13 protein-coding genes are annotated in these 17064 nt (G+C 70.9%); 9 read left to right on the top strand and 4 right to left on the bottom strand.

Translation table 11 applies throughout. The features are described from left to right. Positions 1 to 131: 131 nt before the first annotated feature. Both HNR30_RS03595 and HNR30_RS03590 read right to left on the bottom strand, forming a co-directional pair. Positions 132 to 2555, bottom strand: a complete 2424-nt coding sequence (locus HNR30_RS03595) for a collagenase (RefSeq protein ID WP_181608182.1) — start codon at positions 2553 to 2555, stop codon at positions 132 to 134. 86 nt (positions 2556 to 2641) lie between these two features. Continuing rightward, positions 2642 to 2986: a MerR family transcriptional regulator gene (locus HNR30_RS03590; RefSeq protein WP_181608181.1), complete on the bottom strand. Its 345-nt coding sequence runs from the start codon at positions 2984 to 2986 to the stop codon at positions 2642 to 2644. A 62-nt stretch (positions 2987 to 3048) separates the two neighbouring features. Between HNR30_RS03590 and HNR30_RS03585 the strand changes: the two genes are divergently transcribed. After that, positions 3049 to 3918, top strand: a complete 870-nt coding sequence (locus HNR30_RS03585) for an aldo/keto reductase (RefSeq protein ID WP_181608180.1) — start codon at positions 3049 to 3051, stop codon at positions 3916 to 3918. Positions 3919 to 3948: 30 nt separating this feature from the next. Continuing rightward, positions 3949 to 4578 carry a dihydrofolate reductase family protein gene (locus tag HNR30_RS03580; protein ID WP_181608179.1) on the top strand — a complete coding sequence of 210 codons (630 nt, stop codon included), beginning with the start codon at positions 3949 to 3951 and terminating at the stop codon, positions 4576 to 4578. Here the strand turns inward: HNR30_RS03580 and glnA2 are convergent. Next, positions 4538 to 5899 (bottom strand): gamma-glutamylpolyamine synthetase GlnA2, encoded by a 1362-nt coding sequence (gene glnA2, locus HNR30_RS03575; RefSeq protein WP_181608178.1) that lies wholly within the window; start codon positions 5897 to 5899, stop codon positions 4538 to 4540. The genes HNR30_RS03580 and glnA2 overlap by 41 nt on opposite strands. A gap of 178 nt (positions 5900 to 6077) precedes the next feature. On the opposite strand from glnA2, the gene HNR30_RS03570 reads away from it, so the two are divergent. After that, a complete protein-coding gene (locus HNR30_RS03570; RefSeq protein WP_181608177.1) occupies positions 6078 to 6623 on the top strand; it encodes an EF-hand domain-containing protein in 546 nt (181 codons plus the stop codon). 136 nt (positions 6624 to 6759) lie between these two features. Further along, positions 6760 to 7710 (top strand): terpene synthase family protein, encoded by a 951-nt coding sequence (locus HNR30_RS03565; protein WP_181608176.1) that lies wholly within the window; start codon positions 6760 to 6762, stop codon positions 7708 to 7710. Here the strand turns inward: HNR30_RS03565 and HNR30_RS03560 are convergent. Beyond that, entirely contained in the window at positions 7693 to 8637 is a 945-nt protein-coding gene (locus tag HNR30_RS03560; RefSeq protein ID WP_181608175.1) for an ArsR/SmtB family transcription factor, read from the bottom strand. The two genes, HNR30_RS03565 and HNR30_RS03560, sit on opposite strands and share 18 nt — an antisense overlap. 60 nt (positions 8638 to 8697) lie before the next feature. Between HNR30_RS03560 and HNR30_RS03555 the strand changes: the two genes are divergently transcribed. From HNR30_RS03555 to HNR30_RS03535, 5 genes are all read left to right on the top strand, one after another. Further along, positions 8698 to 9891, top strand: coding sequence for an MDR family MFS transporter (locus HNR30_RS03555; protein WP_181608174.1), 1194 nt, complete (start codon positions 8698 to 8700; stop codon positions 9889 to 9891). Positions 9892 to 9957: 66 nt separating this feature from the next. After that, positions 9958 to 11772, top strand: coding sequence for a sensor histidine kinase (locus tag HNR30_RS03550; RefSeq protein ID WP_312894207.1), 1815 nt, complete (start codon positions 9958 to 9960; stop codon positions 11770 to 11772). Next, on the top strand, positions 11747 to 13213 hold the full coding sequence (locus tag HNR30_RS03545) for a BTAD domain-containing putative transcriptional regulator (protein WP_246377125.1): 1467 nt from the start codon (positions 11747 to 11749) through the stop codon (positions 13211 to 13213). Before HNR30_RS03550 ends, HNR30_RS03545 begins: the two co-directional genes overlap by 26 nt. Then, entirely contained in the window at positions 13210 to 14901 is a 1692-nt protein-coding gene (locus tag HNR30_RS49910; RefSeq protein WP_181608172.1) for a histidine kinase, read from the top strand. The genes HNR30_RS03545 and HNR30_RS49910 overlap by 4 nt, the downstream gene beginning before the upstream one ends. A gap of 13 nt (positions 14902 to 14914) precedes the next feature. Continuing rightward, positions 14915 to 16684: an NAD+ synthase gene (locus HNR30_RS03535; RefSeq protein ID WP_181608171.1), complete on the top strand. Its 1770-nt coding sequence runs from the start codon at positions 14915 to 14917 to the stop codon at positions 16682 to 16684. The last annotated feature ends 380 nt before the right edge of the window (positions 16685 to 17064 follow it).

The following is a 17064-nucleotide window of genomic DNA, read 5'->3' as shown; positions in this document are numbered from 1 at the left end:
CGGATCCCTGGTTCGTCCAGCCAAACAGGGGGTGATTGCGGGGTCGTTATGCCTGGGTAACGCCACTGTGCACACGAGACTTCCGGGCCGCCGCGTGATTTGTGACACACGGCGGCCCGGAGAGCTTCCTTCTAGTAGGACGTCGTCACGGTGACCCCGGAGAAGGCCGCCGTGCCGTACAGGCTGATGTAGCGGTATCCGGCCGCCGGGTTGGTGATCGTCAGGGTGTGGTTGTTGCCCGCGCCCGTGGCGCGCTGGGTGTAGGAGCCGGTCGTCGCCCAGGAGGCGGCGTTGTAGTACAGGTCGGCGTCGCCGGTGCCGCCGGAGACGGTGACGGTCAGGCTCGGGACGCCCGACGGGATCAGGATGTAGAAGTAGGCGTAGTTGCCCTGGGAGTGGGCGACGTTGCCGCGCTTGCAGTTCTTGCCCAGGGCGCGCGTGTCGGAGCCCGGGCACTCGGGCGTGCTGGTCACGGTGACGCTCCTGGTCGTCGTCGCGCTCGCGCCGTCGTCATCGGTGACGGTGAGCCTGACCGTGTAGGTGCCCGCGGTGCCGTACGTCTTGGACGGGCCGGCGGTGGTCGCGGTGGTGCCGTCGCCGAAGTCCCACAGGCGCGCGGCGATGGTGCCGTCGGAGTCGGTCGAGGTGTCGGCGAGGCTCACGGTGAGGCCGTTGACCGCCGAGGTGAAGCTCGCGACGGGCGCCTGGTTGGTGCCGCCGCCACCGCCGAGCGTGCCCAGCCAGGCGGCGAAGTCGGCGTCGTAGTTGCGCGACTTGAGCAGGGTGCGGGCGGCGTTCCAGTTGCCGGAGCGGTAGTGGCCGAGCACGGTGTCCATGTCGCTGCGCCGCTTCTCGATCATGTAGCGGCTGGCCAGGTAGCCCCAGCGGTAGATGCGGGTGGTGTCGTGGTCGTAGGTGGTGTCGAAGAGCGTCGACAGGGCGTAGGTCTTCTTGGCCGCCTCGGTGAGGGCGGCGTCGTAGACGACGTTGCGGTAGCCGTACGAGACGTACTCCGCGAAACCCTCGATCCACCAGATGGTCGGCGTGCTCACCCCGGCGCCGAAGTCGCCGTACATGTTGAAGCGGCCGTCGAGGTAGTGGGTGTACTCGTGGTTGAGGTTCCAGATCTGGAAGTCGGGGCGCACCCACTCGGCCTCGTAGGCGATGAAGCGGGCCTGGTTGCCGGCCGCACTGGGGTCGCCCTCCAGGTACATGCCGCCGTTGTTGGTGTCGATGCCGAAGATCGCCCCGGCGTAGGTCTGGTAGTCGGTGCTGGAGTCGAAGACGTTGACCTCCAGCGCCGCGTTGTTGTCGCCGCTGACCGGGCCGCTGTCGCGGGCGATGCCGTGGAAGTAGGAGTCCTGCCCGGCGAGGCTGGAGCAGGTGGCGGCCAGCTCGGCGGAGCTCATCTGCTGGGCGCGGATCTTCAGGGTGGCGCCGCAGGTATGGGTGATGGGCAGCGCGGCGGCGGTCAGGCGGGTCGCCAGGTCGCACAGGCCGTAGTAGGCGCAGTCGTCGTAGTAGGCGGCCATCTCGGCGACGCCGACCCACAGCGGCGCGGTCGGCCCGGTGATCTGGGTGCGCTGCAGCAGGTCGGTCAGCATCGGGCGGACCGTCGAGCGCAGGGCGGAGTGCTGGACGAAGCGGGCCAGCTCGCGGCCGGCGTTCGAGGGCAGGAAGCTGCTGTCGGTGCCGAGCAGGTTCAGGTGGCGCACGGCGAAGTCGCGCAGCGTGGTGAGCACCGCGGTGTCGCTCTGGACGGCGGCGACGAAGCCGGTCGTCTGGTGGCCGCGGAACAGCACGGTGAAGACGTTGTTGACGGCGTTGCGCATGTACCAGCCGTAGCTGCTGGTGTAGCCGGTGAGGAGGCGCTTGACGACGCCGAGGTAGCGGGCGTTCTCCTGGGCGCTGTCGATCAGGGTGACGGCCTCGCCGAGGACCTCGCCGTTGGCCTCGGTGACGCGTGCCGCGCCCGAGCTGTTGTGAAAGGCGTCCAGACCGGCCTGGATGGCGGTCTTGAGCGTCTGGCCGTAGGAGCCGACGTCCGACGGGTGGTACCACTGCACGAAGTAGCCGGCGCGCAGGTACATCACCAGCTGGAGGGTCTGGGTGCTGTTGTCACCCGGGTAGGACTGGCCGTTGTCGCGCAGGGCCCAGGCCACGGTGGCCATCTGCGATTCCCTGAAAGCCTGGCTGGCCTGGGTGCCGGTGAGCGAGAACAGCGTGTTCACGCAGGTGGTGTCGGCGGCCTTGATCGCCGCGACGAGGGCGGAGCCGGTGTTGCCGGTGAAGTTCGCGACGTCGCAGGCTGCGGCCGCCAGCGAGCGGGCCTGGGGGCGGGCGCTGTTCGCGTCGTCGTACTCTCGGCGCAGCTCCTGCTTGCTGTCGGCGGACAGCGGCGGGCGGTCCTCGGGCTTGAGCTGCTCGTGGTCGTGGTCGTGGTCGTGCGCGGTGGCGGCGGGCCTGGGCGGGGGTTCCTGGGCCGCGGCTGTCGCCGCTTGGGCCGGTACGGCTAAGCCGGCCAGGGTGAGGAGGGTGGCTAACACGATTCGCATGGAACACTCCCGGGGGGCTATGGAATGTGATGTGTAAAATTTCACATAGCTTCACCGGGAGGCAAGGCCCAATTTTCCGCGAGCTGTCAGGCGGTCAGAATGCCGGTCAGAGCCGTCCGCGACTGCTGGAGCTCGGCGATCTGCCGCTCCATCGCCTCCAGATGATCCCGCAGCAGGCCGGAGACGCACGCGTTGATGCGTGGCCCGGACGGCCCCTCGCCCTCCACGCACGGCAGGAGCTCGCGGATCGTCCTCGTCGGAACCCGCGCGTCGAGCAGCGCCCGGATGTGCGCCACCGTTTCCGGCGCGTCGGCGCCGTAATGCCGATGGCCGCCCTCGGTCCTGACAGACGCGAGCAGCCCCTGCTCCTCGTAGTAGCGCAGCAGGCGCGCGCTCACCCCGGTGTGCCGAGACAGCTCCCCGATCTTCACGGTGTGACGCTCCTCACATCGACTTGAATCTCACATCAGTGAGAAGTCCTAGCTTCTCAGCCATGACAACTCACGAGATCGACCAGACCTTCCTCCTCGGCGGCGACCTGCGCGTGAACCGCATCGGCTACGGCACCATGCGCCTCAGCGACGACCCCAGGACCCGCCCCGCCGACCAGGCCCACATCTGGCGCACCCCCGCCGACCGCGCCTCCGCCATCACCCTCCTGCGCCGCGCCGTCGAACTCGGCGTCACCCTCATCGACACCGCGGACTCCTACGCCCTCGGCGGCAACGAGGAACTCGTCGCCGAAGCCCTGCACCCCTTCCCCGGCGTCGCCGTCGCCACCAAGGTCGGCGTCGTACGGCCCAGCCCGGCCGAATGGGTGCCCCTCGGCCGCCCCGAATACCTGCGCCAGCAGACCGAACTCAGCCTGCGGCGCCTGCGCGTCGAACGCATCGACCTGCTGCAGCTGCACCGCATCGACCCCACGGTGCCGCTCGCCGACCAGATCGGTGCCCTGCACCGGCTGCGCGAGGAGGGCAAGGTGCGGCACATCGGGCTGTCCGAGGTCACGGTCGCCGAGCTGACGGCCGCCGCCGCCATCACACCGATCGCGGCCGTGCAGAACCTGTACAACCTCGCCGCACGCGGCCACGACGACGTTGTGGACCACGCGGCGCGAGAAGGGATCGCGTTCCTGCCGTTCTTCCCCATCGCCATGGGAGGCCACGCCGGGGCGGGGTCACCCGTCGCCGAGATCGCCGCCGACCTGGGCGCCAGCCCGGCACAGATGGCCCTCGCGTGGTTGCTGCACCGGTCGCCTACGATCATCCCCATTCCGGGGACCACGTCGATCGGGCACCTGGAGGAGAACGTGGCGGCGCTGGAGGTGAGGCTCAGCGCGGAGCAGTTCGCGAGGATTCGATGAGTTCTCCCGCCGGCGCCGGTCTGTACGGACATGGCCACAGTGATCGTCAGCGCGACGGTATCCCTCGACGGTTTCATCGCCCACCACGACAACACCGTCGACCCGCTCTTCGACTGGTACGGCAACGGCGAGGTGCCCATCACCATGGGCGACCCGGACAGGGTCTTCCACGTCACCCCGCAGAGCGCGCAGTTCATCCGGTCCAGCACCGCGGACGTGCGCGCCTGCGTGATCGGGCGCACCCTGTTCGACTTCACCAACGGCTGGAACGGCGTCCCGGCCGCCGGGGAACACGTCTTCGTCGTCACCCACGAGGCGCCCGGCGACTGGCCCTTCCCCGACGCGCCGTTCACGTTCGTCACCGACGGGGTCACGGCTGCGATCGCCCAGGCGCGCGCGTACGCGGGGGACGGGGTGGTGTCGGTCACCGCGGGAGAGGTGGGCGGGCAGGCGTTCGAGGCGGGAGTGGTGGACGAGATCAACCTCAACGTCGTGCCGGTGCTACTGGGGACGGGCAAGCGGTTCTTCGGCGGGTTCGGGGGGCCGCTGACGATGCTGGGGAACCCCCGGGCGGTGGTGGAGGGGGACCGGGTGCTGCATTTGATCTATCGGGTGGGAGCTACAGGACGGGCAGGTAGCGCCCCAGCTCGTACTCCGTGACCTGGCGCCGGTACTCCGACCACTCGCTGCGCTTGTTGCGCAGGAAGAAGTCGAACACGTGCTCCCCCAGCGTCTCCGCCACCAGTTCGCTCTGCTCCATGATGCCGATCGCCTCGTCGAGCGACTGCGGCAGCGGCCTGATGCCGAGCGCGCGGCGCTCCGAGCTGGTCAGGGCCCACACGTTGTCCTCGGCCGCGGCGGGCATCTCGTAGCCCTCCTCGATGCCCTTGAGCCCAGCCGCGAGGATGACGGCGAAGGCGAGGTAGGGGTTGCACGCCGAGTCGAGCGAGCGGAACTCGATGCGCGTCGAGCCGCCCTTGTGGGGCTTGTACATCGGCACCCGCACGAGGGCCGAGCGGTTGTTGTGCCCCCAGCAGACGTACGAGGGCGCCTCGCCGCCCATGCCCGCGATGGCTTCGGCGCCGCCCCACAGGCGCTTGTAGGAGTTGACCCACTGGTTGGTGATCGCGGTGATCTCGGCGGCGTGCTTGAGAAGTCCCGCGATGAAGGAGCGGCCGATCTTGGAGAGCTGGTAGTCGGCGCCGGGCTCGTGGAAGGCGTTGCGGTCGCCCTCGAAGAGCGACATGTGGGTGTGCATGCCGGAGCCGGGGTGCTCGGTGAAGGGCTTGGGCATGAAGGAGGCCCAGATGCCCTGCTCGAGCGCGACCTCCTTCATGACCAGGCGGAAGGTCATGATGTTGTCGGCGGTGGTGAGGGCGTCGGCGTAGCGCAGGTCGATCTCCTGCTGGCCGGGGGCGCCCTCGTGGTGGCTGAACTCGACGGAGATGCCCATCGACTCGAGCATCATGATCGCCTGGCGGCGGAAGTCGTGGCCGGCGCTGTGCGGGGTGTGGTCGAAGTAGCCGCCGGCGTCGATCGGCTCGGGCTTGACGCCGGGCGCGGGCCGCTGCTTGAGCAGGAAGAACTCGATCTCGGGGTGGGTGTAGAAGGTGAAGCCCATGTCGGCGGCCTTGGCCAGGGCGCGCTTCAGGACCCAGCGGGGGTCGGCGTGCGAGGGCGAGCCGTCGGGCATGAGGATGTCGCAGAAGATGCGGGCCGCGCCGGGGATCTCGCTGCGCCAGGGCAGGATCTGGAAGGTGGCCGGGTCGGGCTTGGCCAGCATGTCGGACTCGTAGACGCGGGCGAAGCCCTCGATGGCCGAGCCGTCGAAGCCGATGCCCTCGGCGAAGGCGCCTTCCAGTTCGGCGGGGGCGATGGCGACGGACTTGAGGAAGCCGAGCACGTCGGTGAACCACAGCCGGATGAACCGGATGTCACGCTCTTCCAGCGTGCGCAGCACGAACTCCTGCTGACGGTCCACGGATTCCCCTTGCGAAATAGACGGCGGTGTCTCCATACCAGCATGCCGTGTCCGTGTTTCGCACACGTTACGAGGGGGTTCTGTGAAAGACCCGGCGAAGCCGCTGACGACGCGCCTCGCTGACAAACCTCACCCACTGCCCCTAATGTGATCCAAGCAGAGTCTCGGGGGAGGCAAAATGCCTATTGACCTGCGCGATCACAAGCTCGATCGTGCGTTTGGTCATCTCGACGTGAGCGGCACGGGCGAGATCGATCGCGAGGATGTGCTGGGCCTGGGCGCCCGGCTCCTCGTGGGTTTCGGCGAGTCTCCCACCTCGCTGATCGGGCGCAGGCTCGTCGACGGGTTCGACGGGATCTGGACGGCCCTGACGCGGTCGCTGGAGCGTGACAACGACGCCCGGCTGTCGCCCGAGGATTTCCGCAAGGGCATGACGGCCGCCTTCGTCGAAGGGTCCGGCTACGACGCGGTGTTCCGCCCGGCTGTCGAGGCGGTGGCGGAGCTGTGCGACCAGAACCGCGACGGCACGATCGGCATGCGCGAGTTCCGCCTGATGCTGGGCGCGTTCGGCACCGCCTACGACGACGTCGGCGAGGCGTTCGACCGGCTCGACCGTGATCATGACGGCATTCTGACGGTCTCCGAGCTGGTGCTGGCGGTCAGGGAGTACTACACGGGCGACGATCCCCACGCCCCGGGCAACTGGCTTTTCGGGCCCCTGTGAGGGTCCCTGTGAGGGTCCCTCGCGGGGGCCCGGTGAGGGGTTTCGCACGGGTCCCTGTGAGGGCCTGCGTGCGGGGTCCTGTGCGGGGTCCTGCGCGGACCCCGGTGAAGGTCAGCGTGGAAGAGTCGAGGTCGCTGTGAGGTCGGTCCTGAAATCCCTGTCCAGTCTCATCCCGCGCAGCCGCGTCCCCGCAAGGATCGCGGCGCAGGACCTGTTGCCGCTGGTGGAGCGGGTCCCCGCGATGGCCGCGCCGTGCCGGATGCACCCGTCGGTGTACGCGATCGAGGCGGCCGTCATCGACTGGGCCCGCCGTACGGGCCTGCGCGCCGATCCCGGTGTGGGCTTCCATCGGCTGGCGGGCCGGGCGTTCGCCGAGTTCGACGCGGCGGCGGCGGCGCTGTTCGCGCAGTGGCTGACGTGGCTGTTCCATCTCGACGACGAGCTGGACGAGGGCCCGTGCCCGCTGGACATCTTCCACGGTCTGCTCAACGGTTCGGCCGAGCATCCGCTGGAGTCGTCGTTCGCGGATCTGTGGCGGGTGACGAGTTCGCGGATGAGCGACCACTGGCGTTCGCGGTTCGCCGGCCACCTGAAGATCCAGTACGACGCGTGCCGTACGGAGGCGGAGAACCGGCTGACGGGCCGCACCCCGACGCTCACGGAGTACCCGGCGCTCAGGAGGGGCACGGTCGGGCCGTACCTGTTCGACCTGGTCGAGCCGTGCCTGCGCGTGGAGGTCCCGGCCTGGCTGCACAGCAGCGAGCCGTGGCAGGAGCTGGTCGAGGCGTGCAGCGACGTGACGGCGTGGTGCAACGACGTGGCGAGCAAGCCGAAGGAGCACGGCGACCCGCACAACCTGGTGGTGCTGGCGACCAGGGAGTACGGCCTCGACGAGCAGGCGGCCACCGCCTGGGTGCTGGACCGGATCGCCGAGCGCTGTTACGACATGCACGTGGCGGCCAGGACGCTGCCGCTGGGCGACGTCGACCCGAAGACCGCCCGCGACGTCAGCAAGGTGGCCTGCGCCTTCCTGGCCGCTCCGCGCGCGCACCTGGACTGGCTGCTGGAATCAACCAGGTACGCCTGACAGGGCGTTGCCCATGGAGGTGCGGCGGTAGAGCACGCGCTTGCCGTCGCGGATGCCGACCGTCAGCCCGCTGCCGGTCAGGACGGCCAGGTGCTGGCTGACGGCGCCGGGGGTGAGTTCGACGCGGCGGGCCAGCGAGGAGGTGGTCGCCGGCTCGCCGAGCGCGAGGAGGATCTGGGCCCTGCTGCGCCCGATGAGTGAGGCGAGCGCGTCGGGGGCGGGCGGTGGCCCCTGCTCCCACAGGGTGCCCACGCCCTGCACGGGGTAGATGACGGTCGCCTGGTAGGGCATCGACATGACGGCGACGGCGGGCCAGTAGAAGGCGCTGGGCACCAGGAGCACGCCTTCGCCGCCGAGGGCCTCGCGGTTGCAGTGGGGCCGGTCGATGAGCAGCCGCTCCCCCGTCCACACCACGGCGGGGTCGAGCGCGCCGAAGAGTTCCTGGGCGCCGCCCTCGGCGAGCTGGCGTGAGCGGCGCAGCACGTCGCGTTCGAGCAGGGCGTAGATGCGCGGCCAGTATTCGGCGAAGCAGGCCTGCCAGTACGCCTCCAGGGTGTCGGCGACGCGCTGCACGCCCGCGGCGGGGTCGGCCCTGAAGCGCTCCAGCCCGGAGAGTTTCCCGATCTCGTCGAGCGCCTGCTCGGGTGGCGTGCGCCGTACTCTGGCCAGTTCCTCGTGGAAGTCCGGCAGGGGCGTGTTGGGCGGCGGGGTGATGAAGTCGGCGATGTACCCCTCGCGCGGCACCAGTTCGACGAGCTCCGACAGGTCGGGCAGGCGGCTGCGCACGGCCTTGATCCACGGCAGGTGGATGGACTGGCGCGCCGGGTCCTGGAGGGTGCGCACGCTGGCGACGAGCTCCCACAGGGGCGAGAAGGCGAACCGGATGCGCGCCACATCCTCCGCGGTCAGCACCCATTCGATGGCCATACCTTTTAATCTAGGCTAAATCGATCGCAGCGGCGACGGGCGTTTCCGCATGATGCGAGCATGAGTGCGACGACTTTCATGCAAGCAAAAGTGGGCGGGCTGCCGAAACCCTTCTGGGCGTTGTGGGGCGGCACGCTGGTCAACCGCCTGGGCACGGTGGTCTCCCCCTTCATCGGCGTGTACCTGACGCAGGGCCGCGGCATGTCGGTGGCGGCGGCGGGCCTGGTGATGGGCGTGTACGGCGCGGGCGCGCTGCTGTCGCAGCTGGTGGCCGGGGTGCTGACCGACCGGATCGGCCGCCGCGCCACGTTGACCGGGGGCATGCTCGCCACCGCCGCGACGATGATCGCTCTTGGCTACAGCACGACGTTGCCCGCCCTGCTGACCGCGATGTTCCTGCTGGGCCTGGTGATCGACGCCTACCGGCCGGCGTCGAACGCGATGGTGGCCGACCTGATCTCGCCGCACGACCGTCCCAGGGCGTACGGCCTGCTGTTCTGGGCGATCAACCTGGGCTACGCGGTGGGGATGACGGCCGGGGGGCGCCTGGCCGAGATGGGCTTCACCTGGCTGTTCTGGATCAACGCCGCGACCAGCCTGGTCTTCGCGGTGCTGGTGTGGCGGGCCGTCCCCGAGACCAGGCCGGAGTCCACGGCCAGGGGCACGGGCTTCGCGATCGTGCTGAAGGACCGGCTGATGGTCGTCTTCACGCTGGTGGTGCTCGGCAACGCGCTGGTCTACATGCAGACGGTCACGATGCTCCCGGTGGCGATGACGGAGGCCGGGCTGACGACCGGGCAGTTCGGTTTGGCGATGGCGCTCAACGGCGTGCTCATCGTGGTGGTCCAGCCTCTGGTCTCCGACCTGATCGCCCGGCTCGACTGGGCCAGGACGATGGCGCTGGGCATCGCGGTGATGTCGATCGGCTTCGGCCTGACGGCGTTCGTCACCTCGACGATGGGCCTGGCGCTGACGATCGTGGTGTGGACGGCCGGCGAGATCGCGACCGCGGGCATCGCGGGCACGGTGGTCGCCGCGCTGGCCCCCGCCCACCTGCGGGGCAGCTACTCGGGGCTGTTCGGTTTCGCCTGGGCGCTGGCCGCGGTCCTGGCGCCGCTGTTCGGCGGCGCGCTGCTGGAGATCAGCCCGATGGCGCTGTGGTTCACCGTGGCCGGGGTGGGCCTGGTCTCGGCCGCCGCCCTGCTCACGCTGGGCCCGGCGATCCGCGAGCGTGCCGCATTGAACGAGTTTTGATCGGTTGTTGGCAAATGTCCGCTAAGTTCCCCATCAATCATGGGACGGACACAGTGGGCTCGCAGCGTGGCGATCGGCATCGCCACGCTCGCCGTCGTGCTCGAACTGACCGACGTCTGGATCACCGCCCAGCTGCCCCCCTCTCCCTACACCCCCCTGCCCATGCAGCCCGAGGACATGGCGGGCACCGCCTTCCCGATCTTCGGCGCGATCCTGGTCCACCACCGCCCGCGCCTGGTGATCGGGTGGCTGCTGTCCCTGGGCGGGCTGGCGGCGGCGGTCAACATCGTGTCGGCCAACGCCGCCTGGCTGGCCGGCTCGCACCCGGCACGCTGGCCGGTCGTGGCCCTGTCGTGGCAGCTGTTCATGTTCCTGTGCGGGCTGCTGCTGCCCCTGCTCTACCCGAACGGCAGGCTGCCGTCGCCGCGCTGGCGCTGGCTGATCATCGCCGCGCCCGTGCTGTCGGCGGTGTACTGGTTCGGCACGCCTGACTGGCGCCCTCTGCTCGACCAGGCCCACCGCCTGGTGCTGGCTGTGGCGTTCCTGTCGCTGGTGCTGCGCTTCCGCAAGTCCGACGAGGCCGAGCGCAGGCAGATCCTCTGGCTGCTGGTCGCCCTGCCGTTCGTCATCGTGCCGTGGATCATCGGCGATCCGGTGTGGTGGGTCTCGACGCTGACCATCCCGCTCATCCCCGCGGCGATCGCGGTGGCGATCCTGCGCTACCGCCTGTTCGGCATCGACACCCTGATCAGCCGGGCACTGATCGGCATCGCCCTGGCCATCGTGATCGTCGGCGTGTACTTCGCGGGCGTCGCCGCCTCCAGTGTCCTGCTGTCGGGCGTCGACCAGGTCGCGGGCCTGGGCGCCGCGCTGCTGGCCGGAGTGTTCTTCCAGCCGATGCGCAAGCTCGTGCAGCGCGGCGTCGACCGGATGCTGTACGGCAGCACGGGCGACCCGGCCGCGCTCGCCGAGGAGATCAAGCGCCGCCTGCAGCAGGCCGAGCCAGCCGACGGCCTGCTCGCCACGCTGGAGGTGCTGCGCGAGGGCCTGGCCGTGACCGGAGCCGCCGTACGCCTGGACGGCGGCACCACGACCAGCGGCGACCTGACCCACACCGTCAGGGAGATCCCGCTGACCTGGCACGGCGAGCCGGTTGGAACGCTCCTCATCGGGCCGCCCGGCAAGCGGCGCTTCCCGGCCGCGCACGACGAGCGGGTGCTGGCCACGCTCACCCCGTACCTGGCCGACGCGGCGCATGCCGTACGGCTGACCACGGCCCTGCAACGCTCACGCGAGCGCATCCTGACCGCGCGCGAGGAGGAACGCCGCCGCCTGCGCCGCGACCTGCACGACGGCCTGGGCCAGTCGCTGACCGGCATGGCGATGTCGATCAACCTGGCCAGGATGACCATGCGCGACTCCCCCGACACCGCCGAGGAGCTGCTGGGCCGTCTGCGCACCGGCATGGCCGAGGTCAGCGACGACATCAGGACCCTGGTGTACGGCCTGCGACCGCCCGCCCTCGACGAGCTCGGCCTGGCCGGAGCCGCCGAGCAGCTCCTGGACGCTGCCGTGCGCACCGAGGGCGAGCTGGCGGGCCTGCCCGCCGCGGTCGAGGTCGCGGCCTACCGCATCCTGCAGGAGGCCATCACCAACGCGCGCAAACACGCGGCAGCGCGCACGATCGAGGTGTGCCTGGTGCGCGAACGCGACCGGCTGCGGGTGAGCGTCAGCGACGACGGATGCGGGCTGCCCCTACGGCCGCAGGCCGGCGTGGGACTAGGCTCCATGCGCGAGCGTGCCGCCGAACTCGGCGGCACCTGCACGGTACGGCCCGCAGAAGGGGGCGGAACGGTTGTCCACGCCGACCTACCACTCTGAGAAGCTCCTGAGCTTCCACACGCTCGGCCCCTTCCAGGTGCGCCTGCGTGACGAGACGCTCGATCTGGGCGGGCTGCGCCAGATGGCGGTGCTGGCGCGGCTGCTGGTGGCGCGTGGCCGTGCCGTACCCGTGAGCATGCTGATCGACGAGTTGTGGCCGGGCAGCCCGCCCGCGCAGGCCCTGTCGACCATCCAGGGCTACGTGTCGCGGCTGCGGCGCTCGCTGGAGCCCGAGCGCGCGCCGCGCGAGGAGGCCGCGGTGCTGGTGTCGGCGCCGCCCGGCTACGCCATCAGGGTGCCCGCCGACCAGGTCGACTCCTGGCGGCTGGAGAGCCTGGTGGTCCGTACGGCAGGCGGTCCAGAAGCCGTGTGGGCGGCGATGGAGCAGGCGCTTTCGTTGTGGCGCGGCCCGGCTCTGGCGGAGTTCGCCGACCTGCCGTGGGCGGCCAGCGAGGCGGCCAGGCTCGAGGAGCTGCGGCTGATGGCGGTCGAGCGGCGCGCCGACGCCGGCATCCAGCTGGGCAAGGCGGGGGCGCTGGTCCCCGACCTGGAGGCGCACGCCTCGGCGCACCCGCTGCGCGAGGAGGCCTGGCGGCTGCTGGCGCTGGCGTTGTATCGCACGGGACGTCAGGGCGACGCGCTCGGCGCGTTGCGGCGCGCCCGCCACTCCTGGCGCGAAGAGCTCGGCCTCGACCTGTCGGCCGCGCTGCAGCAGCTCGAAGGCGACATGCTGGCCCAGCGGCTCGACGTGCCGCCCGCGCCCGCCGCCCCGGCCGTCCCGGCGGGGGCGGGGCTGCGGGTGCTCGTCGCCGACGACCAGGCGCTGGTCCGCACCGGGATGCGGGTGGTGCTGGAGTCGGAGCCCGGCCTGGAGTTCGCCGGCGAGGCGTCCGACGGCGAGCAGGCCATCGCCGCGGTCCGCGCGCACCGGCCCGACCTGGTGCTGCTCGACATCCAGATGCCCAACGTCGACGGCCTCACCGCCGCGCGGCGCATCCTGTCGCAGCCGGACCCGCCGAAGGTCGTCATGATGACCACGTTCGGCACCGACGACAACCTGTACTCCGCGCTGCGGGCCGGGGTCAGCGGGTTCATCCTCAAGACCTCGCCTCCCGAGCAGCTCATCGCCGCCATGCGCGCCGCCGCCGCGGGCGACGCCCTGATCGACCCGGCGGTCACGACACGGCTGATCGCCTCCTTCGCCGGGCGCAGCGACCCGACGGCTCCCCCGGCGCTGGCCGGATTCGGCGACGAGGAGCTCGACCTGGTGAGGCTGGTGGCGCGCGGGCTCACCAACGCGCAGATCGCCGCCACGCTGCACCTCGACGAGCCCGACGTGGGCACGGCGATCGCCGGGCTGCTGGGGCGGCTCGGGCTGATCGAGCGGGCCCAGCTGGTCGTGCTGGCCTACGAGTCGGGCCTGGTGAAGCCCTCGTCGTGACCACACGTTCTCGCGGAGGCCTCGCCCTGCGGCTCCTCGACGGCAGGGCGCTGCGCGACATCACCTGGTGCGGGCCGGCGCCCACGGCGGCCGTGATGCTGACGGGCCTGTCGACGGTGCTGGCCGTCTGGGGGCTGGCGTACGGCTACGCGCTGCCGGAAGCCTGGCGGCCGTCCCTGGCGAACGAGGGCGCGCCCGTCATCCCCGACTTCGCCGCCGCGCTGGCCTTCCCCGCCATCGGCGCCTTCATCCTGGCTCAGCGGCCCACCTACCGGCTGGCCTGGCTGGCGGTGGCGGGCGGGCTGGGCTGCGCGGTGAAGGTCTCCATGACCACGGCGATGCTGGCCGCGGCGGCCTCGGGCGACCTGGAGCTCGCGGCGGCGCTGCGCTGGCCCGCGCACATCGGCTGGGTGATCGGCGGCGTCCTGCTGGCCGGGCTGCTGCCGCTGTACCTGCCTGACGGGAAGCTGCCCTCGCGGCGGTGGCGGTGGGTCGTGCCGTTCGCGATCGCGCTGATGGTGGTCGAGATCGTGCGCAACCTGGTGCGCCCGAACCCGCCGGACATGTCGCGATATCCCTGGCCGGAGGTGATCCCCAACCCGCACGCCTTCCACCTGTTCGGCCTCAGCGAGCCGATCCGCCTGTTCTACATGGCCTCCATGCAGGGCATGCTGGTCCTGGCGCTGATCGCCTTCGTGGTGCGCGCCCGGCGGGGCGACGCGCTGGTCAGGCGGCAGATCGCCTGGCCCGCGGCGGGCTACGTGCTCTACGTCGCCGGGATCGTGGCCGGGCCGTCGTTCTGGCTGCCCGCCCAGCTCGGAGTGATCTTCACGGCGACGTCCATCGCCTTCTCCGTGCTCAAGCACCGCCTGCTCGACATCGACGTCCTGGTCGGGCGGGCCGTGGTCGGCGGCGGGATCTTCGCCGCCGTCGCCGCCGTCTACCTGGGCGTCTCCGCGCTGGCCGGCCTGCTCGTCTCGGAGTACGACTCGCTCGCCGGGCTCGCGGCGGCGATGATCGCGGGCATCTTCTTCCAGCCCCTGCGCCTCCGGCTGCGGAGCCTGGTCGACCAGGCCATGTACGGCACGCACGGCGATCCGCGCCGCCTGGCCAGGCGCCTGGCCGCCGAGGTGGGCGCGGCCGATCCGATGCGGGCGCTCGGGGCGGTCGCCGAGGTGACGATGGACGGGCTGGGCACGGCAGGACTGGCCATCCGCGTGCGCGACGGGCGCAGCGTGGAGGTGGGGCGCGAAGGACCGTGGTCGCGGGAGGTGCCGCTCGTCTGGCACGGCGAGCCCGTGGGCACGCTGCTCGTCGGGCCGCCCGGGGCGCGCCACTTCCCCGCCGACTACGTGGAGCGCCTGATCGCCGCCGCCGTGCCGTACGCGGCCGACGTGGCGCATGCCGTGCGCGTCTCCACCGACCTGCAGCATTCGCGCGAGCACATCCTGGCCACCCGCGAGGAGGAGCGACGGCGGCTGCGCGGCGACCTGCACGACGGCCTGGCTCCCGCGCTGGCCAGGATGGCCGGGACGGTCGACGTCGCCGTGGCGGGCCTGCGCGGAGCGCCCGCCGACACCGAGCGGCTGCTGGCCGATCTGCACGCGGGCATGGACCAGGTCGCGCGCGAGGTGAGGGAGCTGGTCCACGGACTGCACCCTACTTATCGTCACTCTGACGAGAGGTGATAGGGTTCCTGATGTGGGACAGCTGCGCATTGCCCTGGCACAGACCAATCCGGTGGTCGGCGACTTCGCCGCCAACACCGCCAAGCTGATCGAGTGGAGCCGTCGGGCCGCCTCACAAGGCGCGCACCTCGCGGTCTTCACCGAGATGTTCCTCACCGGTTACCCCGTCGAGGACCTCGTGCTCCGCGCCTCCTTCGTGGAGGCCTCCATCGCCGCGCTGGAATCGGCCGCCACCGAACTGGCCGAGGCCGGACTGGGCTCGCTGCCCGTGGTCGTCGGCTACGTCGACCGGGCCGGCCTGGCACCCCGCGTCGGCCAGCCCAAGGGCGCGCCGCTCGACGCCGTCGCCCTGCTCCACGAGGGCCGGGTCGTCACCCGCAGCGCCAAGCACCACCTGCCCAACTACGGCGTCTTCGACGAATACCGCTACTTCGTGCGCGGCGACCGGCTGCCGATCTTCCGGCTCCACGGCGTCGACGTGGCCATCGCCGTCTGCGAGGACCTGTGGCAGCAGGGCGGCCCCGTCTCCGTCGTCGGCCAGGCCGGAGCCGGGCTACTGGTGGTCCCCAACGCCTCGCCGTACGAGCGCGAGAAGGACGACGTGCGGCTGGAGCTGTGCGCCGAGCGCGCCCGCGAGGCCGGCTGCGCGCTCGTCTACTGCAACGCCGTCGGCGGCCAGGACGAGCTCGTCTTCGACGGCGACTCCATCGTGGTCTCGGCCACCGGCGACCTCGTCGCCCGCGCCGGGCAGTTCCAGGAGGAACTCCTCGTCGTCGACCTCGACCTGCCAGAAGGTACGGCGGAGCCGGGCCAGACGCCGTTCGACGCAGGAGACGGCAGCATGATCACCGTGGACCGCTTCGTGCTGACGTCCGAGCCGGTCCCCGCCTACACGCCCGACCCGCCCGCCATCGCCCCGCGCATGGACGACATCGGCGAGGTCTACGCCGCCCTGGTCCTCGGCGTGCGCGACTACGTCGCCAAGAACGGCTTCGAGTCGGTCATCCTGGGCCTGTCGGGCGGCATCGACTCCGCGCTGACCGCCACGATCGCCTCCGACGCCATCGGGCCCTCGCGCGTGAACGTGATCCTCATGCCCTCGCGCTACTCCTCCGACCACTCCATCACCGACGCCGAGGAACTCGTGCGCCGCCAGGGCGTCACCTCGCAGATCGTGCCGGTCGGCGACATCGTCGAAGCCTTCGAGAAGGAGATCTCCATCTCCGGGCTCGCGGCCGAGAACCTCCAGGCCCGCGTGCGCGGCATGCTGCTGATGTCGCTGTCGAACCAGCACGGCCACCTCGTGCTCACCACCGGCAACAAGAGCGAGCTCGCCACCGGCTACTCCACGCTCTACGGCGACTCGGCGGGCGGCTACGCGCCCATCAAGGACGTGCTCAAGACCATGGTCTGGGAGCTGTCGCGCTGGCGTAACAGCAACTCCTACGACTGGTTCATGCTCGACGCCGCCGAGCCCATCCCGGCCAACTCCATCACCAAGGAGCCCAGCGCCGAACTGCGGCCCGACCAGCGTGACACCGACTCGCTGCCGCCGTACGAGATCCTCGACCGGCTGCTCGACGACTACGTCGAGAAGGACATGGGCTCGGCCGAGCTGATCGCCGCCGGACACGACCCGGCGCTGGTGGCGCGGGTGATCCGGCTCGTCGACATCGCCGAGTACAAGCGGCGGCAGTATCCGCCGGGGCCGAAGATCACGCCGAAGAACTTCGGCCGCGACCGCCGCCTGCCGATCACCAACCGGTGGCGCGAGACGCTGTGACGCCCTTCGTCAAGGACTTCCCTGACGATCCGGGCGGCGCCGAGCGTGAGTGGCGCACGCTGACATACCTGGCCGAACACGCCCCCGGCCTGGCACCCGAGCCCATCGAGTCCGACGGGACGCGGGTGGTGATGACCCGCCTGCCGGGAGTGCCACTGCGCTCCCTGCAGATCACACCCGAGCACGTGGCGGCGATGGCTGCCGCGATCAAAACGCTGCACTCCTGCCCCGCCGACGGCGCGCCCAGGCGGGCGGGTGGAGCGGACGAGCGGGGCGCTGCGACCGCGCCTACGACCTGGCCGAGATCGTCGAACACGTCTCCCTGTCGTTCCCTGCCTCGTGGTTGCTGTCGCACTTCTCCTACGACGCGGGGCGGGTGC

Origin of the sequence: Nonomuraea soli (genome assembly GCF_013761175.1) — a bacterium.
GTDB classification, from domain to species: Bacteria; Actinomycetota; Actinomycetes; order Streptosporangiales; family Streptosporangiaceae; genus Nonomuraea; species Nonomuraea soli.
Note: the sequence above shows the minus strand (reverse complement) of the source record. Positions and strands in the feature narration are given on the sequence as shown.

Excerpts from the sequence above, each read along its gene's own strand:
- HNR30_RS03595 (WP_181608182.1), bottom strand. The coding sequence starts at position 2,555 with ATGCGAATCGTGTTAGCCACCCTCCTCACCCTGGCCGGCTTAGCCGTA.
- HNR30_RS03555 (WP_181608174.1), top strand. The coding sequence starts at position 8,698 with ATGAGTGCGACGACTTTCATGCAAGCAAAAGTGGGCGGGCTGCCGAAA.
- HNR30_RS03585 (WP_181608180.1), top strand. The coding sequence starts at position 3,049 with ATGACAACTCACGAGATCGACCAGACCTTCCTCCTCGGCGGCGACCTG.
- HNR30_RS03580 (WP_181608179.1), top strand. The coding sequence starts at position 3,949 with ATGGCCACAGTGATCGTCAGCGCGACGGTATCCCTCGACGGTTTCATC.
- HNR30_RS03570 (WP_181608177.1), top strand. The coding sequence starts at position 6,078 with ATGCCTATTGACCTGCGCGATCACAAGCTCGATCGTGCGTTTGGTCAT.
- HNR30_RS03560 (WP_181608175.1), bottom strand. The coding sequence starts at position 8,637 with ATGGCCATCGAATGGGTGCTGACCGCGGAGGATGTGGCGCGCATCCGG.